This window comes from Hoeflea sp. TYP-13 (genome assembly GCF_040932035.1).
Taxonomy (GTDB): domain Bacteria; phylum Pseudomonadota; class Alphaproteobacteria; order Rhizobiales; family Rhizobiaceae; genus Hoeflea_A.
Genome location: NZ_JBFRBB010000001.1, coordinates 1,360,405 through 1,385,721, shown reverse-complemented (window position 1 = coordinate 1,385,721; position 25,317 = coordinate 1,360,405). Strand labels below are relative to the sequence as shown.

The 25,317-nt window shown below is 57.7% G+C and carries 15 protein-coding genes; 4 read left to right on the top strand and 11 right to left on the bottom strand.

The window, feature by feature from the left end; translation table 11 throughout:
* Positions 1-17: 17 nt before the first annotated feature.
* Together ABVT35_RS06480 and ABVT35_RS06475 are read right to left on the bottom strand one after the other, a co-directional pair.
* Positions 18-1,271: an MFS transporter gene (locus ABVT35_RS06480; RefSeq protein ID WP_368465463.1), complete on the bottom strand. Its 1,254-nt coding sequence runs from the start codon at positions 1,269-1,271 to the stop codon at positions 18-20.
* 140 nt (positions 1,272-1,411) lie between these two features.
* On the bottom strand, positions 1,412-3,079 hold the full coding sequence (locus ABVT35_RS06475; protein ID WP_368465462.1) for an electron transfer flavoprotein-ubiquinone oxidoreductase: 1,668 nt from the start codon (positions 3,077-3,079) through the stop codon (positions 1,412-1,414).
* A 239-nt stretch (positions 3,080-3,318) separates the two neighbouring features.
* Between ABVT35_RS06475 and ABVT35_RS06470 the strand changes: the two genes are divergently transcribed.
* Both ABVT35_RS06470 and ABVT35_RS06465 read left to right on the top strand, forming a co-directional pair.
* The gene (locus ABVT35_RS06470; RefSeq protein ID WP_368465461.1) at positions 3,319-4,221 is read left to right on the top strand and encodes a uracil-DNA glycosylase family protein; all 903 of its coding nucleotides are present in this window, start codon (positions 3,319-3,321) and stop codon (positions 4,219-4,221) included.
* Positions 4,222-4,460: 239 nt separating this feature from the next.
* Positions 4,461-5,729 (top strand): MFS transporter, encoded by a 1,269-nt coding sequence (locus tag ABVT35_RS06465; RefSeq protein WP_368465460.1) that lies wholly within the window; start codon positions 4,461-4,463, stop codon positions 5,727-5,729.
* Positions 5,730-5,735: 6 nt separating this feature from the next.
* On the opposite strand, the gene ABVT35_RS06460 is transcribed toward ABVT35_RS06465, so the two are convergent.
* Both ABVT35_RS06460 and ABVT35_RS06455 read right to left on the bottom strand, forming a co-directional pair.
* A complete protein-coding gene (locus ABVT35_RS06460; protein ID WP_368465459.1) occupies positions 5,736-6,689 on the bottom strand; it encodes a DMT family transporter in 954 nt (317 codons plus the stop codon).
* Positions 6,690-6,797: 108 nt separating this feature from the next.
* Positions 6,798-9,107 carry a xanthine dehydrogenase family protein molybdopterin-binding subunit gene (locus ABVT35_RS06455; protein ID WP_368465458.1) on the bottom strand — a complete coding sequence of 770 codons (2,310 nt, stop codon included), beginning with the start codon at positions 9,105-9,107 and terminating at the stop codon, positions 6,798-6,800.
* 200 nt (positions 9,108-9,307) lie between these two features.
* Here ABVT35_RS06455 and pepN point away from each other — a divergent pair, with 200 nt between their 5' ends.
* Together pepN and ABVT35_RS06445 are read left to right on the top strand one after the other, a co-directional pair.
* Entirely contained in the window at positions 9,308-11,956 is a 2,649-nt protein-coding gene (gene pepN / locus ABVT35_RS06450) for an aminopeptidase N (protein ID WP_368465457.1), read from the top strand.
* Positions 11,957-12,181: 225 nt separating this feature from the next.
* On the top strand, positions 12,182-14,512 hold the full coding sequence (locus tag ABVT35_RS06445; protein WP_368465456.1) for a PAS domain-containing sensor histidine kinase: 2,331 nt from the start codon (positions 12,182-12,184) through the stop codon (positions 14,510-14,512).
* Positions 14,513-14,556: 44 nt separating this feature from the next.
* Here ABVT35_RS06445 and ABVT35_RS06440 read toward each other — a convergent pair whose 3' ends face one another.
* From ABVT35_RS06440 to ABVT35_RS06410, 7 genes are all read right to left on the bottom strand, one after another.
* Entirely contained in the window at positions 14,557-17,517 is a 2,961-nt protein-coding gene (locus ABVT35_RS06440) for a bifunctional [glutamine synthetase] adenylyltransferase/[glutamine synthetase]-adenylyl-L-tyrosine phosphorylase (RefSeq protein ID WP_368465455.1), read from the bottom strand.
* Between the two features lie 3 nt (positions 17,518-17,520).
* The gene (locus tag ABVT35_RS06435; RefSeq protein WP_368465454.1) at positions 17,521-18,921 is read right to left on the bottom strand and encodes an ATP-binding protein; all 1,401 of its coding nucleotides are present in this window, start codon (positions 18,919-18,921) and stop codon (positions 17,521-17,523) included.
* Between the two features lie 4 nt (positions 18,922-18,925).
* A complete protein-coding gene (locus ABVT35_RS06430; RefSeq protein WP_368466287.1) occupies positions 18,926-19,603 on the bottom strand; it encodes a response regulator transcription factor in 678 nt (225 codons plus the stop codon).
* A gap of 180 nt (positions 19,604-19,783) precedes the next feature.
* A complete protein-coding gene (locus ABVT35_RS06425) occupies positions 19,784-21,319 on the bottom strand; it encodes a Do family serine endopeptidase (RefSeq protein ID WP_368465453.1) in 1,536 nt (511 codons plus the stop codon).
* 254 nt (positions 21,320-21,573) lie between these two features.
* Positions 21,574-22,812: an alpha/beta fold hydrolase gene (locus ABVT35_RS06420; RefSeq protein ID WP_368465452.1), complete on the bottom strand. Its 1,239-nt coding sequence runs from the start codon at positions 22,810-22,812 to the stop codon at positions 21,574-21,576.
* A gap of 34 nt (positions 22,813-22,846) precedes the next feature.
* Positions 22,847-23,329: a cytochrome c-type biogenesis protein CcmH gene (locus ABVT35_RS06415; protein ID WP_368465451.1), complete on the bottom strand. Its 483-nt coding sequence runs from the start codon at positions 23,327-23,329 to the stop codon at positions 22,847-22,849.
* Positions 23,326-25,311: a heme lyase CcmF/NrfE family subunit gene (locus ABVT35_RS06410; protein WP_368465450.1), complete on the bottom strand. Its 1,986-nt coding sequence runs from the start codon at positions 25,309-25,311 to the stop codon at positions 23,326-23,328. The genes ABVT35_RS06415 and ABVT35_RS06410 overlap by 4 nt, the downstream gene beginning before the upstream one ends.
* Positions 25,312-25,317 lie beyond the last annotated feature (6 nt).

Sequence of the window (25,317 nt, the reverse complement as noted above, 5' to 3'; positions counted from 1 at the left end):
ACAGATCGGCACGCGCTTTAAGCGGATTGGTTCTTCGGATCGAGTTTGGTCACCAGCTCGGAACGCCAAACCGTGCCGATCAATATCAGTGCGACGGCAAACGCGCCGAGCGATATTGTGAACGGCAGGTTGGGGTCGGTCGCCATTGTCAGCCCCCCGATCAGCGAGATCGATCCCGAACCAAGGGTAAAGAGTGCAATCGAAACCCCCATGACCCACCCCTGCTCTGTGCTGTCGACCGCTTCGGACAGCATCGACAGCAGCGTCGGGTAGGTAATGGAAAATGCCATGAGAATGGGAATGACGAGGATATAGGCCAACAGCGAATTCGAATTGACCATGAACAGCGCCACAAACACCGCCATGATGATGATCGTGACAACAATCGTGCGGACTTGCCGGAACCTGGCCGACACGGGCCCCATCAGGAACGAACTGCCGAATGCCATGGCAGCGCCGGCAACCACAAGAATCGCACTGCTTCCAAAGGTTCCGAATTTGAACTTTACGTCGACATAGTCGTCCAGGAAGATGAAATAGGCATTGAGGCCGAGGATGGCGAAGAAATAAACCAGGCCGACACGCAGGACAATCGGGTGATTGGCGATACGCCACAATGTCAGGAAGACTTCCGAAAGGCCGAAGTCTATCTTGCGGCGCTGCTTTAACGTCTCCGCAAAATAGACCTGGATCAGGATGATGTTGATAAACACGATGATTGCGGCGACATAGGCAGGCAGTTCCAGCGAGGCAAACCCACCCAGAACCGCCTTGCTGCCAAGGACGCCAACCATGATGGGCCCGCCCATCAGGCCAAGAGCCGCGGCAGCAACGATGTAACCCATAAAGCGGTCGCGTTCTTGCGTATCCTTTGCAAGATCAATCAGTGCTGCCTGAGCAATCGGCTGGTTGCCGGCCGTGAATCCGGCGACCACGCGGCCAACAACCAGCAGAACAAAACTTGACGTCATGAGCGCCAGAATTGTCAGTACATAGCCCGCCAGCGTCCCGCTAAGACAAATCAAAATGCCGTATTTGCGGCCGATGTAATCCGATAGTTTGGAAATGAAAGCCGCGCCGAAAAACCAGGACGCGAAGAACAGGCCGATAACGATTCCGTACCGCACTTCACGGGCTGCTTCCGGCATGTCGTGCGGAAGAAATCCCCGGTTCGCATCGAATAGGATCGACGCGATAAGGGGGTACATAAGCCCTTGCCCCATAATGTCGATAAAGACGACCATCAGTAGCGCAAATCGTGAGATGCTCATGCTATCCCCCGCCAGGAATCAATTCAGAAACGGCTATTTTTGAAGTATCAAAGCAGTTTACCGGCGAAATAGCGAGTAAAACAAAAAACACGGCACATGGCGCCGGTGTTTTACAAAGCAAATCAGCTTGAAGCAGCAGGTCACATATTCGGATATACCGGTCCCTCGCCACCTTGTGGCGGCACCCAGTTGATGTTCTGGTTCGGATCCTTGATATCGCAAGTCTTGCAGTGAACGCAGTTTTGGGAGTTGATCACGAATTTCGGCTCACTGCCGTCTTCGCTCACCCACTCGTAAACCCCCGCAGGGCAGTATCGCGTCGATGGGCCCGCATAGATATCGTATTCCGATGTCTTCTGCAGCGCCGGGTCCTGAAGCTGAAGATGGACAGGCTCATCTTCCTCATGGTTGGTGTTCGACAGGAACACCGAGGAAAGCCGGTCGAAGGTCAAGACGCCGTCGGGTTTCGGGTAGTCGATCTTCTTGTGCTTGGCGGCCGGCTCAAGAGCGGCGTAATCCGGTTTGCCGTGCTGCATGGTGCCGAACAACGAAAAGCCGAAAAGCGTGTTCATCCACATGTCGAAGCCGCCGAGCATGACACCGGCCATGGTTCCGAGCTTCGACCAAAGGGGTTTGACATTGCGGACCTTTTTCAGATCCTTGCCGATTTCGCTGGCGCGCCACTGCTCGTCGTAACCGCTGATCTCGTCGGCGGATCGTCCATCGGCGATGGCCCCGGCAACATGTTCTGCTGCCTGCATGCCGGAGAGTACGGCGTTGTGCGAGCCCTTGATACGCGGAACATTCATGAAGCCCGCTGAACAGCCGATCAGTGCACCGCCAGGGAATGTGAGCTTCGGAACGGACTGGTAACCGCCCTCGGTAATGGCACGTGCGCCATAGGAGATGCGCTTGCCGCCCTGAAATGTGGGTGCAATCGCAGGATGCGTCTTGAAACGCTGGAACTCTTCGAATGGCGACAGATAGGGGTTTTTGTAGTTGAGGTGCAGGACGAAGCCGACCGCAACGAGATTGTCTTCAAGATGGTAGAGGAACGAGCCGCCGCCTGTCTTGCCGTCCAACGGCCAGCCGAAGGAGTGCTGAACAAGGCCGCGTTTGTGTTTGGAAGGGTCGACCTCCCACAGCTCCTTGATGCCAATGCCGAATTTCTGCGGCTGACGGTCCTTGTCGAGCTCAAAGCGCGAAATGAGCTGCTTGGCGAGCGATCCGCGAACCCCCTCACCGATCAGCACATATTTTCCGAGGAGTTCCATGCCGCGGGCAAAGTTCGGTCCGGGCTTGCCGTCGCGGCCAACACCCATATCGCCGGTGGCGACACCGATAACGGCGCCCTCGTCGCTGTAGAGAACTTCGGTTGCGGCAAATCCCGGATAGACCTCAACCCCAAGTTCCTCAGCCTTGGCGCCAAGCCAGCGGCAGACATTGCCGAGGGAAACGATGTAGTTGCCGTGGTTGTTCATCAGCGGCGGCATCATGAAATTCGGAAGCGTCACGGAGCCGGCATGACCGAGAATCAGGAAATGGTCCTTTTCCACCGGCGTCTTGAAGGGATGCTCCGGATCGTCGCGCCAGTCGGGGATGAGCTTGTCCACGCCGACAGGGTCAACAACCGCTCCGGACAATATGTGCGCACCGACTTCACCACCCTTTTCCAGAACGACAACCGACAGGTCCTCGTTGAGCTGCTTCAGGCGAATAGCTGCTGCCAGTCCCGCCGGGCCGGCGCCGACGATGACCACATCGAATTCCATGCTTTCGCGCTCGGGCAACTCGAAATCGTCACTCATAATTCAACTCCTCCAGAAAATCCGGGTATTCAGGCGCTTTGTCCGTATCGCCAATAGCCTTTCGGGAAATCCAGCGCAATCATTTAGAATCATTCTGCCGCGATTTCCTTTTATTTACTTTTACGTAAACGTCAATATCAAATGATGTTTGCACGCTGCGCGAATTGTCGCTGCTTACCCGCAGGGGATATTGTCCGACACCGCTTCTATTCACCGGACGGCTGCTTTAACATTCCCGAATGGTTTCACAAGGCGACAACAAGGTTCAGGACCTGACGGCGGGCGAACTTGCGGCAATGCTGCATTTTTATGCCGATGCCGGGGTCGACTGCGTGCTTGAGGATGCGCCGGTAGACCGTTTCGAGCAGAGCGCTGCGGCCAAGGCGGTGCTGACACAGCAGCAGCCTCGCGGCAGGGCTCCCCAATCCGTTCAGCAGGTTGAACGGCGGCAACCGGCAGCCGCGCAGGGCGCACCGCCGCCGCCACAACCCGTCCAAACACAGGCAACGGTTCCCGACGAGACAGCGATCTCCGATGCCCGTGAAACGGCCCGCAGCGCAGAAACGGTCGCTGCTCTGCGGGAGGCCCTTTCCTCCTTCAATGGATGCAATTTGCGCTTTGGAGCCCGAAACACTGTTTTTGCGGACGGCAATCCCGAAGCCAACATCATGTTTATCGGCGAAGCCCCTGGTCGTGACGAAGACCGGCAAGGACTTCCCTTTGTCGGACGCGCCGGACAGTTGCTCGACAAGATGCTGACCGCCATCGGCCTCGACCGGACCGGCTGCTACATCACCAACATGATCCCCTGGCGCCCGCCAGGCAACCGGTCGCCGACCCCGCTTGAAATCGAACTGTGCCGACCCTTCATCGAACGCCACGTGGAACTGGTCAATCCGAAGGTCGTGGTACTGCTTGGAAACGTATCGACAAAGGCACTGTTGGGCACAACGCGGGGCATACTTTCGCTGCGTGGAACCTGGTCGCAATACCATCCTAATAGCGACATGAGCATCCCTGCCCTGCCCACCTTGCACCCGGCCTATCTGCTTCGAAACCCTGCACAAAAGAAACTCTCCTGGCAGGATTTCCTGAGTGTCAGAGATCATCTGGATCGGGCATCTGCCGGTTCGGAACCGTAGCGGTCGCAAGAGCACCGCCGGAGCCGTGGACGGCGGGCAACCCTTGCGCCTGGGCCCATGCGGTTGAAAAGTCGGCAAAATTAATTTGAATTGGATGTCGTTTCTGAAATCACATCCCGCATCGCTTCATGGCAGGATTGATGCATCGGGACCAGGCTTTCCCGACGCGCGCCACCCGCACTGATGGCACTACACACTTATATCTGGGACACAGTGTCGAATACCGGGAAATCGATGTTATGACGAGCAGCATTGTTCCGATTACCAGCCTCCTTATGTCGGCTTTTTTCATGCTGGCGGCCAGTGGTCTCGCCGGATATCTCCTGCCGCTCAGGGCGGTTCAGGAAGGCTGGAGCACATTCCAGATATCGATGATCGCGACCGGATATGCGGTTTGCTTCACGGCCGGCTGCCTCGTTGTTCCCCGCCTGGTGCTGCGTGTCGGTCATGTGCGCGTCTTTGCGGTGCTGGCGGCGGCGATGTCGATCTCGCTGCTGATGCACGGTCTTGTTGTCGATCCGACCGCCTGGATTCTCTTCAGAGGCATAGCCGGCTTTTCGATTGCCGGCGGCTATATGGTGATCGAAAGCTGGTTGAACGAGCGGGTGACGAACGAAACCCGCGGCGCGGTTTTTTCCGTTTACATGGTCGTCAGCATGCTCGCGCTCATGGCCGGCCAGTTCATGGTTCCGTTGGGTAATCCGATGACGGCGTCGCTGTTCATGGTGGCGGCAATCCTGTATGCGCTAGCATTGATGCCGACAGGCCTTTCCAGTGCCCAATCGCCCCAACCGCTTACCCAGGTTTCCGTCAACCTAAAGAGCCTCTATCTCAAATCCCCGGCGGCGGTTGTCGGCGCGTTGCTCTCAGGCACCATTTCGGGTTCATGGAACAACCTCGCGCCGGTGTTCGCGCAGGTCAACGGGCTCTCGACCGCGACAGGCGCGACAATGCTGGCCGTCGCCATGATCGGCGGCGCGGTGTTCCAGATACCGATCGGCCGCATTTCCGACCGCATCGACCGCCGTTACATGATGGCCATTACAGGTCTGATCGGCGTCGGTATGTGCGTGGTCAATCTCATCGTCGGACTGACAAACATCTATCTGTTCCTGTTCACAGTGTTCCTGCTCGGATCAGTGCTGTTTGTCATCTACTCGATCGTCGTCGCCCATGCCAACGACTACGCACAGCCAGATGAGTTCGTCTCCACATCGAGCGGCCTTTTGATCGTCTATGGCGGCGGAACAATGCTTGGACCATTGATATCCGGCGCGCTTATGGACCGGGCCGGCAGCTACGCCCTGTTCATGGTGATCGGCGCCGCATTTGCGCTTTACGGCGGATATGCCTATTTCCGCACCTTCCGGCGCGCCCAGGCAACCGAAGAAGACCGCGTGGACTTCCAGGCCATCCCGATTACGCGTGCTCAGACCCCACAGACCTACGAACTCGATCCACGCGTCGAAATGACAGCCGAAGACGAACTGGCCGGCGAAAGCATCTAGAGCGCGTCAGCCCTGCGGTGTCGTGAAGCGCCGGGCGCTTTTGCGCTCGAGACCGAGCCTGTGTTCGCGCACAATGATGAACAAGCCGGCTCCGGCAACGATGGCTGTCCCGATAAGCATTGACCACTGGGGTATGTCGCCAAAGAGGAAATAACCGACCACGATGCCCATGATGATCGACGTGTATTCAAAGGGCGCGATGGTTGAAACCTCCGCGTAGCGATAGCTCTGGGTCAGCATGATCTGCCCGATCCCGCCGAACAGCCCCGCGCACATCAACAGCACCAGCGACGACGTATCAAGCGCCACCCATCCGAACGGCGACGATGCAAGTGACAGAAGCGTAGCCGAAAGCGAAAAATAGAGCACAATGGTCGGTGTCTTTTCAGTCGCGACCAGCCGCCGGACCAAAATCATGGCAAAGGCGGCAAGCACCGCCGATGTGAGTACCGCCATGACGCCCAGCGTCTGGGTGCTTTGCCAGAAATCGCCATTAAAGATCGTCAGCAGTGGCCACGAGATAATCAGAACACCGAGAAATCCGACCATGACGGCCGACCAGCGATAGATGCGGATTGTTTCGCCAAGAAAAATCGACGCTAGAATGACCATCACAAGCGGCTTCGCGTAGCCCAGTGCAATGGCATCGGGAAGCGGCAGATGGGTCAGACCGTAGAACCCGCAGGCCATGGCGGAAACGCCGACGAGGCCACGCCAGAAATGCGACAGCAGGTTGTCCGTCTTGAACGCAGTGTGGAGTTGCCGCCGCGCGGCCAGATAGGCAAGCACCGGAACCATTGCCATCGAAGAGCGAAAAAATACAATCTGCCCGGGCGGCACGCCTTCACCCGCAAGCTTGATGCAGGTAGCCATGCCGACAAAGACCACGACCGACGCAACCTTGAGCGCAATGCCTGTCAGCGTCCGTGACTGACTGTCCTTCACTGCAAGCTCGCTCATTAATTCTCGTCTCCGGCGGCATGGGCCGGAGGCCGGTCCGGCCAAAAGGCGGATCCGGCATCTGGCACACTTGATTTGTCAGCGATCGCCTCGCTGCGCGAACGGCGGTCAGTTGCCGGACGCGTTCTGGATTGCCGACCAGATACGATGCGGCGATGTCGGCATTTCGATGTGTCGAATGCCGTAGGCACGGTCGAGGGCATCTATGACCGCGTTGAGGACGGCGGGGCATGCACCGATCGTTCCGGCCTCGCCGGCGCCCTTGATGCCCATGGCGTTTGTCGTTGAAGGGACATTGCGCGTATCGAAGTCGAATGACGGCATATTGTCCGCTCTTGGCATTGCGTAGTCCATGAAGCTTGCGGTCAGGAGTTGCGCATCCTCGCTGTAGGACGCCCCTTCAAGGAGACACTGGCCGATGCCCTGCACTACTCCGCCATGGACCTGCCCCAGCAGAAGGTTCGGATTAACAACCACGCCGAAATCATCGACGATCGTGTATTTGACGATTTCTGACTGACCGGTCTCCGGATCGATTTCGATCTCGCATATGTGGGTTCCGTTGGGATAGGTCGCCTCGTCCTGCTTGATTTCTCCGCTGGCCGTGAGCTGCTCCTTGTCCTTCGCAGCGGCCGCCAATTGGGCAAAGGTGATCGACTGGTCCGTGCCGACAACCCGGGCCTGGCCGGCCACCAGTTCAATGTCGTCGGGTGCCGCTTCCAATTCGTCAGATGCGATCTGGCGCATCTGCTTTGCCAGCACCTCACCCGCGCGGTCGACTGAAACACCGCCGATCGGGATCGAGCGGGAACCACCTGTTCCGCCGCCCTGGTTGAGGTCGTTCGTATCGCCCTGCTTGACGATGATTTTGTCGAAGTCGATGCCTATGCGATCGACAATGAACTGGCTGTAGGCCGTTGCATGGCCCTGCCCGTTCGTCTGTGTTCCGATCAACAGGGTGACAGTGCCGTCCTCATTGAGCTCGAGATAGGCAGGCTCCGAGCCGGCAAAGGCGCAGGCTTCGACATAGACCGACATGCCGAGACCGCGGATCTTGCCGCGGGAACGTGCTTCCTCGGCGCGTGCTTCAAAACCTTCACGGTCGGCGTTTTTGAGTGCCATATCCATATGGCCCGCATATTCGCCGACGTCATAAAGCCGGCCGGCAGCGGTGCGGTATGGAAACTGCTCGGGTTTGATGAAGTTGCGGCGGCGCAGCTCCACTGCATCGATACCGGTTTCGCGGGCGCATGCGTCAACAAGGCGCTCGATCAGCAGCGCGGCTTCAGGGCGCCCCGCGCCGCGATAGGCATCCACCGGTGTGGTGTTGGTGTAGACCCCGGTGATACGCATGTGGTGTTTCTGGATGTCGTAGACACCTGTCGCCATCATTGCACCGAGGAGCGGCACGCTCGGACCAAAGCCATTGAGGTAAGCCCCCATATTGGCCTTGACGTTAATGCGCAACGCCTGGAAGCGACCGTTTTCATCCATTGCCATCGAGGCAGTGACGAGATTGTCGCGGCCATGGGCATCGGCGACGAAATGTTCAGACCGATCAGCGAGCCATTTTACCGGCCTGCCAAGACGGCGCGCCGCCTCCATCGTGAGCGGGAATTCGCGGTAATTATGGAAGCGGGTACCGAAGCCGCCGCCAACATCGCCGGATATGACGCGGATCTTGTCCTCATCCATCTTGAAGATGTGTTTTGCAAGCGTGTTGCGGATGTGATGCACGCCCTGCGAGCCAAGCGTGACGGTGAAACTTTCGTCTTCCGCGTCCCATTCGGCGAGCGCCGCACGCGGCTCCATAAAGTTGGAGACAAGCCGGTTGTTGATGAAGGAGATTTCCGTGACCTGGTGCGCATTTTCAAAGGCCGCATCTGTCTCTGTGCGATCACCCTGCTCAAACAGGTACACCTTGTTGGAACCGAGCTCGGGCCAAAGCAACGGCGCGTCGCCACTAAGCGCCGCCGCCATGTCGGCAACCGCTTCGGTGCCGTCCCAGTCTATGTCGATCAGCTCTGCCGCATCCTGTGCCTGTTTGATGCTGTCAGCAACAATGAAGGCAACCGCATCGCCGACATAGCGAACCTGCCCGTCGCACAATAACGGCGTCAGCCGCATGATGTTAAACGAACCATCCGGCTGCTTGACCGGCGTATGGCAGTGAATATCGCCGAGATCGGCGACATCGGCTGCAGTCATAACCAGATGCACGCCATCAGCGGCTGCCGCATCCTCGACAGAATTGATTGTAAAGGTCGCCGCAGCATAAGGAGACCTGAGCACATAGCCATAAACCTGGCCATCCCGATTGAAATCGTCGGTAAAACGGCCCTTGCCGCGAACAAGTGCGTCATCTTCTTTTCGAAGCGCGGATGCCCCAACGCCGAATTTCGGTGTCACAATATTCATCAAAAACCTGCAGTTTGGAGGATTGGTACGGAACGGGAGCCCCATCCAGCTCTATTTATAGGGCCTGCCCGGCAGAATGTCATCATGGCGGCGATAAAACAGCTTCGAACGCAACATTTCGTTGGTTATTAAGTTTGACGGCATTGCCGGTTGAACGCTACAGCGGGGCGCAGCGGCAATCGAATTGGAACAGAACAGACATGAGAACAGAGACCGGACAGGATGTTCGCCTTGAAGACTACAAACCGACGGCGTTCGAGATCGAGACGGTTGACCTCACGTTCAGGCTGAATCCGGAACGAACAATCGTTACCAGCCGTCTTTCGCTCCGCAGGCGGTCCGGCGCAGAGAAAAATTCCCCACTTGTTCTCGACGGCGACGAGCTGACATTTGCCGGCCTCAAGATCAATGATGTGGCAGCGGACGAAAGCCGCTTTACGGCAACACCCTCGAAGCTGGAAGTGCGCGATCTTCCTGCAACAGAATTCTTCACGCTCGAAATCACCACGGAAATTGCACCTGTCAGCAACAGCAAGCTCATGGGCCTATACCGGTCCAGCGGCGTCTATTGCACCCAGTGCGAAGCCGAGGGTTTTCGGCGTATCACCTATTTCCTCGACAGGCCCGATGTTCTGGCTATCTATTCTACACGCATCGAAGCGCTGGCTGCAGAAGCACCGCTGCTGCTTTCCAACGGCAACCCAGGCGAAACCGGTGATCTTGGAGACGGCTGGCACTATGCGGTGTGGCATGACCCTCACCCGAAGCCAAGCTACCTCTTTGCTTTGGTTGCCGGTGATCTTTCAGTCGTGCGGGACAGCTTCATCACCAAATCCGGCAAGCCCGTTGCGCTTGAAATCTATGTGGAGCACGGAAAGGAAGCCCAGGCGTCCTATGCGATGGATGCGCTGAAGCGCTCGATGAAGTGGGATGAAGACCGTTTTGGCCGGGAATACGACCTCAGCGTCTTTATGATTGTCGCCGTTTCGGATTTCAACATGGGTGCCATGGAAAACAAGGGCCTCAACATCTTCAACGACAAATATGTCCTTGCCGATGCCGATACGGCCACCGACGCCGACTACGCAAATATTGAAGCCATTATCGCGCATGAATATTTCCACAACTGGACCGGCAACCGCATCACCTGCCGCGACTGGTTCCAGCTTTGCCTGAAGGAAGGTCTGACAGTTTACCGCGACCATGAGTTTTCAGCCGACATGCGCTCCCGACCGGTCAAACGCATCGCCGAAGTACGGCTGTTGAAAGCGCATCAGTTTCCCGAAGACAGCGGTCCGCTCGCCCATCCCGTTCGCCCTGTCCGTTACAGCGAGATCAACAATTTCTATACGGCGACCGTCTACGAAAAAGGCTCGGAGGTTGTCCGCATGCTGGCGACCATTCTCGGACTGAAGGAATTCAAGAACGGCCTCGATCTTTATTTCTCACGCCATGACGGCGACGCCGCGACAATCGAAGACTTTCTGGCATGCTTCGAGGATGCAACCGGTGCCGACCTGTCCCAATTTTCTGTCTGGTATCATCAGGCCGGAACGCCGGTCATTACGGTCGGGTCGAACTACGACGCATCTGAACGCACGCTGAAGGTCGAGATCGAACAGTCGGTCCCCGCCACGCCAGGCGAAGAGCGTAAAAAGCCCATGCACATCCCATTGCGGTTTGGCCTCATAGCCGCGGACGGCGCAGAAATTGAGGCCACCGGCATTGCGGGCGTCACCACACATGGCGATGTCATGCACCTGAAAAAACGCCGCCACGAGATCGTGTTCAAAGGCATTCAATCCAGACCGGTTCTTTCTTTGAACCGAAGCTTCTCCGCTCCAATCAACATTCGCTACGAGCAGTCGTCCTCGGACCTTTCGCATCTGGCCCGCTTCGAAACCGAGCCGTACTCGCGCTGGCAGGCGCTTAATGAACTTGCCATGCGGACGTTGATTGCCGCTGCAAAATCGGCAAGGGCAGAAAAGGCCGTCGAATGCGGTCCGGCACTGGTTGAGAGCCTGATTGCCACATTGGCCGATGACAAGCTGGAGCCCGCATTGCGCGGTCAGGCGATTACCCTGCCCAGTGAAGCGGACATCGCGCGGGAGATCGGCAACAATATCGACCCGGACGCCATATACACCGCCCGCAATGCCGTGCTGGACAGGATTGCCGCAGACGGCAGCGGCACATTTTCCGAGATTGCCGATACGATCCTGCCTGATGAGCCCTACCGGCCGGATGCCGACAGTGCCGGCAGACGGGCGCTCTATCTTGCATGCCTCGGTTATTTGACCCGTACAGATACTTCCGCCGAAGATCTGCTGCCAATCTTCAGATCGGCCGACAACATGACGATATTGAGCGGCCTGCTTGGCCTGATGGCTCACCGCTTCCCCGGATCGAATGCAACGGAAACCGCACTTGCAGAATTCGAGAAGCGTTTCAGCAAGAATCCTCTGGTTATCGACAAATGGATGTCAGTTCAGGCGACGGTTCCGGGTTCGGACACGTTGGGACGCGTCAAACATTTGATGGCGACGCCGCATTTTTCGATCGATAATCCGAACCGGGTGCGGGCGCTCATCGGCAGTTTCGCCGCCGGCAATCCGACTGGCTTCAACCGTCTGGACGGCGACGGTTACACGTTCCTCGCCGAACAGATTGTCGAACTGGACAGCCGCAACCCGCAGGTTGCTGCCCGTATTTTGACCGCAATGCGCTCATGGAAGTCACTGGAACGGCAACGCCGTGAAAAGGCCCGCGCGGCGCTTGGCATGATTTCCGGGCAAGAATCCCTTTCTCCCGATGTCCGTGACATTACCAACCGGATGCTTGGACAGTAACCAGCCCCGGCAAACACCGGCGCGGATGGGGTGATTTGCCCATATCCGCGATTTCTATTGCGCCGCAACAAGAAACTCGCAGTCGCAATATTCCAAATTATTCTGCAATTTTAACGCGTTAAAAAAGAATTAACGTTGGGGCTGGACAAGGCGAATCACCTTTGATTCATTAGGGCAGGTTCGGGCATGCGGCTACCGAATCACAAAATATAACAGGTGGGACACATGGCAGAAGCGCGGCGAGCGGGCGCTACTGAACGGGAGAATCTATCCGGCTTACAGGACAGCCAGGGATGGCGGCCTGACCTGGCCGGACACGCGAAGCTGTTTGCCAAACCGGCCTATAGCAGGCTGGTCAAGGCGGAACCCTTTCTCAAGCGTTCGATACCGATATTGATCGTCGCATTTCTGATTGTCGTTGCCGCCGCCCGGTTTACCGACCTCTTGAACGAACGCACCCAGCTTGAAGATGCAGCCAAGCAGGCAACGGCACTGACGGCGCTCACGGGTGCGGCGGCCCTGAAATCGCAGGAAGAAGCATTTCAATCGCAGCACCGGTGGAAAGTCGAGCTTGAGATCGGCAATGCCCTACCGGCAATGCTGATCACCGACGGCCGGTTCGTGTTGATCTCCAATTCCGAGGGCCGGATTTTCGCGGCGACGTCCAACGGCACATCGTTTGTCGGCCTGCAGCTGGACCGGTTGATCCCGTCTTCCTCGCCTCTGCGCCTGTTCGGCGCGCGCGCCGGCGTTGAGACCGTCCGCTTCAAGGATCAGCTTTATTTCGCATCACAGGCCAATCTGCCCGGCAAAATGGGCGGTGTGACCGCACTGACGCCCGCAGCCCACATAATCGGCCCCTGGAGACAGGAAGTTTCGCTTAATGTGACGCTGTTTGCCGCGACATCGAGCATTTTGCTGATCATCTTATACGCCTATTTCACCCAGGCATCCCGCGCCAAGGACGCAGATGAAATCTATCTCGAGGCCCACCACCGGGTCGACACGGCGCTTTCGCGCGGCCGTTGCGGACTGTGGGACTGGGACCTCAACCGGGGCCGCCTCTACTGGTCGCGATCGATGTATGAAATCCTCGGACAACAGCCGCGCGACTGCGTGCTTTCCTACCGGGACGTGACCCACCTCATGCACCCCGACGACAAGGGCCTTCACGAGGTGGCGCAGTCCATCGCCCGCGGACATGTGACCCAGGTCGACCACACGTTTCGTATGCGCCATGCTGATGGCCATTATGTCCTGCTGCGTGCGCGCGGACAGATCACATCCGATACCGCCGAGCCCTCGCATCTCATCGGCATTGCCATGGACGTCACCGAGCAACAGCGGCTCGCTCAGCGATCCGTTGAGGCGGATCAGAGATTGTTCGATGCTGTCGAAAGCACATCGGAAGCATTTGTTCTGTGGGACCGTTACGACCAGCTGGTCATGTGCAACTCAAATTATCAGCGCATTTACGGCCTGCCCGACGAAGCGGTCCTGCCGGGGCTTGAGAAAAAGGACGTACTGGCCGCCGCAAAGCGTCCCATCGTCAAAAAGCAGATTGCGGCGGCCGATGGCGGCAATGATACAAAAAGCATGGAGGTGCAGCTCGCGGACGGGCGCTGGCTGCAGATAAACGAACGAAATACAACCGACGGCGGATCGGTTTCTGTCGGCACGGACATTACGCAGCTCAAGCGGCATCAGGACCGGCTGCGCGAATCCGAACGGCGGCTGATGGCGAGCATCGGCGACCTGTCCTCTTCACAGACCAGATTGAAGGAAAAGGCCGTCGAACTCAGCGATCTGAACGCCAAATATCTTGCTGAAAAGGACAATGCGGAGGCCGCCAACAAGGCAAAATCCGAATTCCTGGCCAACATGTCCCACGAGCTGCGCACGCCGCTCAACGCGATTATCGGCTTTTCCGAGATCTTGCAGAACCGCATGTTCGGTCCGCTCGGATCGGAGAAATACGAAGAATACGCCAACGACATCAACAACAGCGGCAAACATCTTCTGGGGCTGATCAACGACATTCTCGATATGTCGAAGATCGAGGCCGGCCGGCTGCAGCTGGCCTGTGACCGTATCGACATCGCGCCGCTCATAGAGGAAACACTGCGCCTTGTCGCCGTTCAGGCGGATGCGAAATCCATTTCACTGGAATCGAAGATTTCCGCGGGCCTTACGCTTCATGCCGACCGGCGCGCGATCAAGCAGGTGCTTTTGAACCTGCTTTCAAACGCAACGAAGTTTACCGACGACGGCGGACGGATTTCGGTGCGCGCACGCAAATACTCCGACGCCGTTACCCTGACGATTGAAGACACGGGCATCGGAATTCCCAAAAAGTCGCTCAAAACCATCGGCCAGCCCTTCGAGCAGGTGCAGAACCAGTTTTCCAAGAGCAAAGGCGGGTCGGGTCTTGGCCTCGCGATCTCCCGCGCCCTTATCGCCTTGCATGGCGGCGCGATGAAAATCAGGTCGACGAGCGATGTCGGAACAATCGTCTCGCTGCGCCTGCCGATCAATCCGCAAGAAAAGTTCCGATAGCAGGCGCCAGGTATCGCCAGCTCAAGCAGATGTCAGTGGCGCCCTCAAAGCAGTTGCCGGTCATGGATCGTTCGAATAAAGATTGCGCGCACGGTCTGTGACACATCCTCGAGATGCGCCTCCAGGGTTCCCATATCGGGAAAATCGGTTCCCCTCAGCATCAGTTCCTTGAAGGCGAGCGGCGATTCATCCGGCTCGAACTTGCTCTCAAGACAAAGGCGGATGATCTGGGAAATCTGCGTGTAAAGTGTCAATGCATCCGTGAGCGTGACCGCAGCATCCTCACCTATCATTGACGGTGCGAGTGCTTCCAGAACGGTTTTTGTCTGTGTCCCGGGCTCCAGCCCTTCCGCATCGAGGCGAGCGGCGTGCAGCCGAAGGAACTGGGCTATGAATTCAATGTCGATCAGCCCACCCGGCACCAGCTTAAGATCCCAGATATTGGCGGCGGGCTTTTCTTCTTCGATACGCTTGCGCATATCCTCCACATCCGTCGCGGTCTTTTCGATGTCCCGTTCTCTGCCAAGAACATCTGCAAAAACCTCTTCAGCCTCGGCCTTCAACACCGCATCGCCGGCGACCACGCGCGCCCGGGTCAGTGCCATGTGTTCCCAGGTCCATGCCTCTTCCTGCTGATATTTGCGGAACGCCCGGATGTGGGTTGCAACGGGCCCCTTATTGCCCGAAGGCCGCAGGCGCAGATCCACCTCGTAAAGCACGCCTTCGGCGGTGGGCGCGGAAAGCGCTGCTATCAGCCGCTGCGTGAAGCGTGCATAGTAGCGCACCGGATCGATGGGCTTTGCGCCATCGGATTCCATGCAGTCGGGATCGTGCGAATAAAGCAGGATCATGTCGATATCGGATTCGGCCGTCATTTCGCGACTGCCAAGCTTGCCAAGCCCGACAATGGCAATGCGTCCATCGGCAATGCGGCCGTGGGCCCTTTCAAGTTCGCCCTGAACGGTGTCGATCGCTGCCTGCAGCGTCAGATCTGCAAGATCAGAAAATGCCGTTGCAGCGCGGTCACCGCTGATAGCGCCGGTGAGCAGCCGGACACCAACGAGAAACTTCTGTTCGGACGCAAATATGCGGAGCCGGTCGAGAATCTCCTCATAGGCGAGTTCACCTTCGAGAAACGCCTCGAGCCGCTCGGAAAGCCGCTCCCGGGTGGGAAGCTCGGCCAGAAGCGCCGGATCGAGCATGCCATCAAATACATGCGGCTTTCGGGCAATGACATGGGCAAGCCTCGGGGCAGAGGCCATGATGCTGACAAGCAGCGACATCAGCCCGGCATTTGTGCCGAGCAGTGAAAAGAGCTGTATGCCGGCTGGCAGACCTGAAAGGAAGGAATCGAACTTCAACAGCGTTTCGTCTGCTCGTCCGGTGTCGGCAAAGGTCTGCAGGAGATCCGGCATCAGTTCCGTCAGGCGCTTACGCGCCGCCGCCGTCTGCGTCGCCCGGTAGCGGCCGTAATGCCAGGTGCGAATGACGCGCGACATGTCGGACGGACGTTCAAAACCCATCTGGCTCAACGTCTCCAGCGTGCCGGGATCGTCATCATCGCCGGTAAAGACGAGGTTTCCGGTTCCGGAGGTCAGCCCCTTTTCATGTTCGAACAGGCGGGCATAGTGTTTTTCGACAAGCCGAAGCGTTGCGAGAAGTTTCTTGGCGAAGGCATCTGCTTCGTCGAAACCCATCATCAGCGCGATGCGCTGAAAATCCTCTTCATTTTCAGGTAGCACATGGCTCTGTTCATCGCGACGCATCTGGATACGGTGTTCGACATCGCGCAGGAACCAATAAGCGTTACGCAGTGATTCCTCGGTGCCGCGTTCGATCCACTTGGCTTCCGCCAGCACGGCCAGGGTCTTGACCGTCGATCGCGTCCGCAATGCCGGCATTCGGCCACCGGCAATGAGCTGCTGGGTCTGAGCGAAGAACTCGATTTCCCGTATTCCGCCACGGCCGAGCTTGACATTGTGGCCGTAGGCGGAGATTTCGCCAAAACCCTTATGGGCATGGATCTGCCGCTTGATGGAATGAATGTCGGTAATTGCCACGTAGTCCAGGTATTTGCGGTAGATGAACGGCGTCAGTTCGCTGCAAAATGCCGTTCCCGTCTGCAGATCACCTGCAGCCACATCCGCCTTGATATAGGCGGCACGCTCCCAGTTCTGTCCCCTGCCCTCATAGTAATGCAGGGCTGCGTCATAGGGCAGCGCCAGGGGCGTCGATCCAGGATCGGGCCGAAGCCGCAGATCCGTTCTGAAAACATATCCGTCGCCGGTCCGTTCCTGCAGGATATGGATCAGCCGCCGGATCATTCGGGAAAAGATATCCGTCGCCTCATCGCGATCTTTGACGATATCGGCCTGCGGGTCATAGATGACGACGAGATCGATGTCGGATGAATAGTTCAGTTCGCTCGAACCGAGCTTGCCCATTCCGATGACGGTCAGTCCGGAACCCTTGCTGGGGTTTTCCACGTCGCGCAAAACGAGTTTTCCCGCATTATGGGCCGTCAGCAGCAGGTGATCGATGGCAGAGGATACGCTGGCCCTGGCAAATGCGCTCAGCCACGCCGTGACCTTTGGCGTTTCCAGAACCCGACCGAGATCGTAGATCGCAAGCGAGAACGCCAGCTGACGCTTCAACTGGCGAAGCATGGCCATCAGTTCGGCCTCGCTTGTGCAATCCTTCCAGGCGTTGCGCGCGCTCTCGACCAGTTCATCAAGCAATTGCTGAGGCTGCGCCTGGATGGTTCTGAGGACGCATTCGGGATGATAGAGCGCGATTTCGCTCAGGTAGGGCGACAGGGTCATGGATGCCAGAAGCAGCTCGCGCTCAGGGGAATCCGAATACAAAAAGCTCGTTAATTCAGGCAGTTCGCCTGCTGCCTTGCAAAGATCGTTTAAGAGTTCCTGTGACGCTTCCTGCGAAGTCGCCCTGATAGGCACCGGTGTACCAGCAACGAATTTCAAACCCGTCGATTGCGCGCTGGTCAATATCTATCCTCGTCTGTCAAACACCATTCTGGCGCACAATCCTGAATGCTCATTGCCATTGCAATCGAGCTCAAGACGGCCCCCGTGAAGGGCCATAATAGCATCTACGAGGCTCAACCCCAGCCCCGTTCCCGGTTTTGAACGGCTTTCATCGAGCCGTACGAAGCGCTTGATGACGTCGTGACGCCGGTTTTCGGGAATACCCGGCCCGTTGTCGCTGACGGACAAAACCGACCCGTTTGTGCCGCGCTCCAGCGCAACTTCGATCCGCGCCGGCTTCTTGCAATCGGCTGAGTATTTGATCGCATTGTCAATCAGGTTGGTAAGCGCCTGGCCGATAAGTTCCCGATTACCGGAGACTTCGATCCCGTCCTCTATACGTGTCGACAGGCTGACACCTGCTTCGTCGGCCACCGGTTCGTAGAGTTCCTCCGCGTCATGGGCAATCTGGGACAGGTCGACTTCGTTCATCTCGGCAACCGCTGACCCGGCTTCCACGCGCGAAATCATCAATAGCGCATTAAATGTACGGATAAGCTGATCCGATTCCTCGATCATCTCCTCCATGGCCGCCCGATAGGCAGGGCCATCTTCCTTGCCGGCGAGGGCCGCCTCGGCGCGGTTTCGCAGTCGTGTCAGCGGTGTTTTAAGATCATGGGCTATGTTGTCCGATACCTGGCGCAGGCCTTCATTGAGGCTTTCTATCCTGCCAAGCATGGAATTGAGCGATTCCGAAAGCCGGTCGAATTCATCACCCGAACCGCTCACCGGCAAACGCTGACCCAGATCACCGGCCATAATCTTCTGACTGGCCTGCGACACGCGATCGATGCGCTGCAGCGCACGGCGCCCGATCACGAACCAGATAACGAGCGCTCCGATCACCATGATTCCGAGCGCCATAACCAGGGAACGCTGCACCATGGACCTGAACTTTGTCGGCTCACCCAGGTCACGGCCGACAAGAACGCGCATGCCGTTGGGCAGAAAAATCACTTCGGCGAGCGCCATATGACCCGGTGTGCCTTCCGGCTGGTAAAACCTTCGATAGGAGAACGGCCTTTCCGTCCAGCCTTCCCGTTCCAGCACTCCGGGCTGCAGGCTCTCGACATTGCCGGCGAGAATCTGCCCGTTTGGGGCCGCAATCGTATAAAGGTTGGCACCGGGCTCTCTGGAGCGTCTGTCAATGTGTCCAATCAGTCTGGATACGCCGCCACGGCGGTAAAAATTGCCGAGGACCTTCAGTTCGTCCTGAACTACCTGTTTGGTTTGATAGGTCAGGAGACTGGATGTCAGGTCGGTGACATAAAAGACGAGAATGACCGCGCATATGGCAAACAGGCCAAGATAAAGCGCAGACATGCGCACCGCGGTGGTGCGCAGAAGCAGCCGGAACCGGCCCATGGCCCTAGCCATCAGCTTTGAGGATGTAGCCCGCGCCTCTGACAGTTCGCAGCAGGGCCTTGTCAAATCCCTTTTCGATCTTGGATCTCAACCGGGAGATATGCACGTCGATTACGTTGGTCTGTGGATCAAAATGATAGTCCCAGACATTTTCCAGCAACATGGTGCGCGTGACCACCTGCCCCGCATGCTTCATCAGATATTCAAGCAGGCGGAATTCACGCGGCTGCAGCGTAATGCGTTGTCCGGCCCGACGCACCTCATGGGCAAGCCTGTCGAGCTCAAGGTCGCCGACCTTGTAGACGGTATCGTTGTCGCGCATACCCTTGCGCCGCCCGAGAACTTCTACCCGTGCCAGAAGTTCCGAAAAGGAATAGGGCTTCGGCAGATAGTCGTCACCACCGGCACGCAGACCGGTGACCCGGTCGTCGACCTGGCCGAGCGCCGACAATATCAACACCGGCGTGTCGATCGATTTTTCGCGCAGCTCGCTGACAATCGAAAGTCCATCTCGCTTGGGAAGCATCCGGTCTATGACCATGACGTCATAGTTGTTTTCCGTCGCCAGATAAAATCCGAGGTCACCATCGCTTGCATGGTCGGTAACAATCCCCGACTCATTAAACGCCTTTACCAGATAGGCCGCCGCCTCCAGGTCATCTTCAATAACCAGAATCTTCATATCCGGCATATTAGGCGAATATTCTGATGAAAAACAAACCATAAGATCTCTGTTCAACTTCAATTCAAGTCAAAACACTTCCCTAATAAAAAGAGAGACAGCGGGCCGATGGGAGACCCGCTGTCCACAGAATCGGGCGGTTGGCCGGGGGCGACATTAATGACCGCCCACCCGATCTGTTCAACCAACGGCAACCGGCAATGCTACGAACCGATTACTGTTTTGGTTGGTTACCTGAAACAGAACAGCCTTGCGACCGGCGTCCGTTGCGGCCTTAACCGCTTCCGACAGGTCTTTTGCTGACTGCACGTCTGTATTGTTGACAGCGGTGATCGTGTCGCCGGGGCGCATGCCGCGCTCGGCAGCAACACTGTCAGGTGCGACTTCGGTGATCATCAAGCCATTGCCATCATCGGCAGGCTTAACGGTCAAGCCGAACTCTTCGAGATGCTCGCCGCTGTCAGGTTTTTTCGTTTCAATTTGAGCCGCGGCTTTCTTTGGCTCTTTCAGCGTACCGATCTCGACCGTAATGGACTGCGAGTCTCCATCGCGCCATACCGTGATATCGGCATTCTCGCCAGGGTTTACCCTGGCAATTTTGCGCGCCAGATCACGCGGGCCCTCAACAAGCTCGTCACCAACCGCAGTTACAACGTCACCTGATTTCAGGCCGGCCTTCTGCGCCGGAGAATCGGGCTGCGGCTCGGTGATCAGGGCGCCTTTGGCCTCGGCAAGTCCAAGGGACTCGGCGATGTCGGCGGTTACCGGCTGAATCTGGACACCAAGCCAGCCGCGTTCGACCGTGCCGCGGTCCAGAAGCTCGTCAACGACCTCATTCGCCAGCGATGCGGGAATGGCAAATGCGATCCCGACATTGCCGCCCGAGGGCGAGAATATGGCTGTATTGACACCGATGACTTCACCTTCAAGGTTGAACGTCGGACCGCCGGAGTTGCCCCGGTTGACCGCAGCATCGACCTGAATGAAGTCGTCATAGGGACCAGAGCCGATGTCACGGCCGCGTGCTGAAACGATACCGGCGGTCACTGTGCCACCAAGACCGAACGGATTGCCCACGGCAACAACCCAGTCACCGATGCGCGTCTTGTCGTCCTGATCGAAGTCCACATAAGTGAATGTCCGGTCGCTGTCGACCTTGAGAACGGCGAGATCCGTGCGTGCATCCTTACCGATCAGCTCGGCATCAAGCTCCGTGCCGTCATGCATGATGACGGTGAATTCCTTGCCGCTGTCCACGACGTGGTTGTTGGTAACCACGAGACCGTCAGCGGAAATGAAGAACCCGGACCCTTGCGAAACAGGACGGGCGCGGGGCTGACGGGGCATCGGCCGATTTTCATCGCCGCGCTCGGAGAAGCGATCACCAAAGGGATTTCCCTGACCGAAATCGCGGAAAAAGCGCTTCATGGGGTGATCTTCCGGCAGGCCGTCCATTCCTGGTGCCTGGAAGTTGAACCCGTTTGAAGATACGGGCCTGATGTCGGATTTGACCCGGACGGAAACAACCGCCGGTGTCACAGCTTCTACTACATCGGCGAAACCCGGCTCCTGGGGGGCTTGAACCCTTACCGCATCTGCATAGGCAGATTGAACACGAGCCGGAACGCCACTTGCTACCATTGCTGCGGCCAGACCTAGTACAGCCGTTGTTGTCAGCAATCCTTTACGGGTAGCGTGTGCATTTCTCTTGGGCATTTAGATGTCCTTATGACCGTCTGTTCAGTCCCCTCACCCACAGAGATAGTTCGCCCTACATTACGACCGCCTATCTAAAGCATGAAAAATTTGTAATCTTGGCGATAACCGCCTGTTAACCAAGTTGGTTCTTCGCTGATTCGCGCAGCAATTATTTCCAGTAAAAACAACCTGTTCGGCAGGTTCGAACACACCTTCACGGACGGTCCGCGGGCAGTTCGCCTACGAGGGTTCGATAGCAGGCTTTGTAATAATCAGGTGTCGTTGATCGAAACCTGGGTAACTACCTTGGACGACGATTCGAGCGTCCGGTGTACAGGACACTTGTCGGCTATTTCCTCGATCTTTCCGCGCAGCTCTTCGGACACGGGTCCGTCGACCGTTATTGCGCGTTCGAACCGATCGATTCGGCCGCCCTTTTCCTGCTCTTCGGACGTGCATTCCAGGCAGTCCGTCGCATGGATCTTGGCATGGGACACATCAACGGTAATGCGACCGAGCTCCGCTTTCTTGTGGTCGGCATACATTCTAAGCGTCATCGATGTGCAGGCGCCGAGCGCGGCAGAAAGAAAATCATAGGGCGACGGACCGGAATCAAGTCCGCCGACACTGACAGGTTCATCGGCAAACAGCCGATGCTTGCCTGCGTGAACCGTATTCTGGAATTTGCCCTCGCCGGTTTCCGAGACGCGCACCGCCTCGATGTCTGTCATTCCCTGCGGAACGTCCTCGGCGATATAGCGCGAGGCCCAGCTGGCGATGATCGTTGCCGCGTAGGCGGCGTCCTGCGCCTTGCTGACAAGATGATCGGCGTTGTCGAGCGAAACGTAGCTCTTCGGGTGCCGGGCCGCGCCGAAGATGGTCGCGGCATTTTCAATGCCGACAGTCTGGTCGATCGGCGAGTGCAATACCATAAGCGCCTTGCGCATCCTGGCGATCCGCTCGGTCAGTACGCTTTCGCGGACATCGTCGAGAAACTGCTTTTGTATGGTGAACGGCCTGCCTGCCAGCGTGACGGACGCCTCGCCCTTTTCCTCGATCTCCTCGATCTTCGATCCGAAATTGTGCACCACATGGGCAACATCGGCCGGTGCGCCGATGGTCGCCACTGCCTTCACCTCGGGAATGTCACCGGCAACGGCAAGCACCGCTGCACCGCCAAGCGAATGACCGATCAGGATCGACGGCGCTTCGAAATTGTCGCGCATATATTCAACTGCCGACATCAGGTCGGCGACATTGGAGGAAAAATTGGTGGAGGCGAATTCGCCCTCACTCGAGCCAAGACCGGTAAAATCGAAACGCAATACGGCTATTCCGGCGCGCGAAAGCTCGGCCGCAATCCGTTTTGCCGCCAATATGTCCTTCGTGCAGGTGAAACAATGCGCAAACAGTGCATAGGCCCGCACGTGCCCCGCCGGCACATCGAGCCGCGCTGCCAGTGTTGCACCGGAATGGCCGCTGAACTCTGATTTAATGGATGTTGCTGTCATTTCCCTGCTCCCGGATCAAATCGGAGCAAAGCTATCAGCTATCGTGATCACGCGAACTTAAAACTTTCTCGAGATCGGCTTGCTCTTCCTTCGACAGCGGCGTGCCCGTTCGCGCTTTTCCGCGTCTGCCGGCGCTGATCACCAGATAGGCCAGTCCGCCAAGCAGTACGATCGCCGGCACAGCCCACAACAAAAGCGTCTGCGCCGAAAATCGCGGCTTGAGCAGAACAAACTCGCCATATCGCGAGACGATGTAGCCCACGACTTCCTGGTCGCTATCGCCCTCAAGCAGCCGCTGTCGCACAAGAACCCGCAGGTCCTTGGCCAGTTCCGCGTCGGAATCGTCGATGGACTGATTCTGGCAGACGAGACAGCGCAGGCCTGCCGAAATATCACGGGCCCTTTCCTCAAGCACGGGATCGTCGAGCACTTCATCCGGCGTTACCGCGTCAGCGGGAAACACCAGAACAAGAACGCAAAGCTGTATGATTGCCGCCAGGGCGGAAAGTTTCTTCATGTCGGCTGCCTTGCTGAAACCGTCCGCGCCTTGCTGGCGGCCGGCGCACCGACGCGCAGCCTGCGGTCAAGGAGCGAAACGATGCCGCCGATGGACATGATGACGGCGCCGAACCAGATGAATGTCACCCAGGGTTTCCACCAAATGCGCACCACGGTTCCACCCCCGGGCGTTTCGTCACCAAGCGCTACGTAAAGCTGGCTGGGGCCAAGCGTCAGAATGCCGGCTTCTGTCGTCGGCATTCTGCGTGCCGTGTAGACCCGCTTGGCCGAGGTTACCGTTGCAAACTGGCTGCCGTCACGCGACACGGCAAAGCGGCCCTGCAGTTCAGTATAGTTCGGTCCGGTATTCGGCTTCAGACCTTCGAACTGAAGCGTGAACGGACCGCTGACGGCTGTTTCACCCGGTTTCAAGGTGGTTACCAATTCCGTTGAAAAGGCAGTAACCGTGACAATGCCGATCACCGAAACGCCAAGGCCGAGATGGGCAAGCGCTGCTCCGAAGGCGGATCGCGGCAGGCCTTTGAAACGCTGCCACATGACAGGCAGCGCCACCCGGCCAGCGCCAGAACGAAGGGCAATATCGGTGACGGCGCCGGCGATCAGCCAGATGCCGATGCCGATGCCAAGCGCTGCAAGCACCGGCGCACCGGTGGCAAAATAGGTAACCGCCAGCGCTCCCAGCAAGGCTATGCCTGCAGCAAAATACAGCCGCTGGCAAACCGCCCAAAGATCACCGCGCTTCCAGGCCAGCAGCGGGCCAAATGGCACCGCCAGCAGAAGCGGGATCATGAGCGGACCGAATGTAAGATTGAAGAAAGGCGGACCAACTGAAATCTTGGAACCGGTAACTGCTTCGAGCAGCAACGGGTAGAGCGTGCCAACGAGCACCGTCGCGGTGGCCGTCGTCAGGAACAGATTATTGAGGACCAGTGCGCCCTCGCGCGAAATCGGCGCAAACAGGCCGCCCTGTGACAGCGTCTGCGCGCGCAGCGCAAAAAGGCTGAAGGCGCCGCCGATAAATATGACGAGGATGCCGAGAATGAACACGCCGCGCAACGGGTCGGTCGCAAAGGCATGCACCGAGGTCAGGACGCCGGAACGAACCAGAAATGTTCCAAGCAGCGACAACGAAAAGGTCATGATGGCGAGCAGCACGGTCCATATCTTCAAGGCTTCCCGCTTTTCCATCACCAGCGCCGAATGCAGCAGGGCCGTTCCCGCAAGCCAGGGCATAAAGGAGGCATTTTCGACCGGGTCCCAGAACCACCAGCCGCCCCAGCCAAGCTCGTAGTAAGCCCAGTAGGAGCCCATGGCGATACCGGCGGTAAGCGCAGTCCATGCGGCCAATGTCCACGGCCGAACCCATCGGGCCCAGGCGGCATCGATACGTCCGTCAATCAGCGCCGCGACGGCAAAGGAAAAGCAAATCGAAAAGCCGACATAACCGAGATAAAGCAGCGGCGGATGGATCGCGAGACCGACATCCTGAAGGATCGGATTGAGATCCCGCCCCTCGATCGGCGCCGGAACAAGCCGCTGGAACGGATTGGAGGTCCAAAGCACAAACAGCAAAAAGGCGGACGTGATCCAGGCCTGAACGGCCAGAACATTGGCCTTGAGCGGCGCCGGAAGGTTACCGCCGAAAAAAGCAACAAGCGCGCTGAAGAAAGCCAGAATGAGGATCCACAGGAGCATCGAGCCCTCGTGATTCCCCCACACACCGGAAATCTTGTAGATCATCGGCTTCAGCGAATGCGAATTTTCCCAGACGTTCTGCACGGAAAAATCCGACGTGATGTAGGAGACCGTCAGGGCAATAAACGCGAAGAGGATGAGAACAAATGAAGAGACCGCGGCGGCGGGCGCCATAGCCATCAAACCCGCATCCTGCGTCCTGGCGCCGATGATCGGCAGCACCGACTGCAGCAGTGCAATGGCAAGCGCCATAACCAGCGCATAATGGCCGAGTTCAACAATCATTGCGCC

What these genes read in the sequence shown, in the direction of transcription:
- ABVT35_RS06420 (WP_368465452.1), bottom strand. Translation starts at nt 22,812, where the DNA reads ATGACAGCAACATCCATTAAATCAGAGTTCAGCGGCCATTCCGGTGCA.
- ABVT35_RS06430 (WP_368466287.1), bottom strand. Translation starts at nt 19,603, where the DNA reads ATGAAGATTCTGGTTATTGAAGATGACCTGGAGGCGGCGGCCTATCTG.
- ABVT35_RS06425 (WP_368465453.1), bottom strand. Translation starts at nt 21,319, where the DNA reads ATGCCCAAGAGAAATGCACACGCTACCCGTAAAGGATTGCTGACAACA.
- pepN (WP_368465457.1), top strand. Translation starts at nt 9,308, where the DNA reads ATGAGAACAGAGACCGGACAGGATGTTCGCCTTGAAGACTACAAACCG.
- ABVT35_RS06480 (WP_368465463.1), bottom strand. Translation starts at nt 1,271, where the DNA reads ATGAGCATCTCACGATTTGCGCTACTGATGGTCGTCTTTATCGACATT.
- ABVT35_RS06435 (WP_368465454.1), bottom strand. Translation starts at nt 18,921, where the DNA reads ATGGGCCGGTTCCGGCTGCTTCTGCGCACCACCGCGGTGCGCATGTCT.
- ABVT35_RS06460 (WP_368465459.1), bottom strand. Translation starts at nt 6,689, where the DNA reads ATGAGCGAGCTTGCAGTGAAGGACAGTCAGTCACGGACGCTGACAGGC.
- ABVT35_RS06415 (WP_368465451.1), bottom strand. Translation starts at nt 23,329, where the DNA reads ATGAAGAAACTTTCCGCCCTGGCGGCAATCATACAGCTTTGCGTTCTT.
- ABVT35_RS06475 (WP_368465462.1), bottom strand. Translation starts at nt 3,079, where the DNA reads ATGAGTGACGATTTCGAGTTGCCCGAGCGCGAAAGCATGGAATTCGAT.
- ABVT35_RS06465 (WP_368465460.1), top strand. Translation starts at nt 4,461, where the DNA reads ATGACGAGCAGCATTGTTCCGATTACCAGCCTCCTTATGTCGGCTTTT.
- ABVT35_RS06410 (WP_368465450.1), bottom strand. Translation starts at nt 25,311, where the DNA reads ATGATTGTTGAACTCGGCCATTATGCGCTGGTTATGGCGCTTGCCATT.
- ABVT35_RS06455 (WP_368465458.1), bottom strand. Translation starts at nt 9,107, where the DNA reads ATGAATATTGTGACACCGAAATTCGGCGTTGGGGCATCCGCGCTTCGA.
- ABVT35_RS06470 (WP_368465461.1), top strand. Translation starts at nt 3,319, where the DNA reads ATGGTTTCACAAGGCGACAACAAGGTTCAGGACCTGACGGCGGGCGAA.
- ABVT35_RS06445 (WP_368465456.1), top strand. Translation starts at nt 12,182, where the DNA reads ATGGCAGAAGCGCGGCGAGCGGGCGCTACTGAACGGGAGAATCTATCC.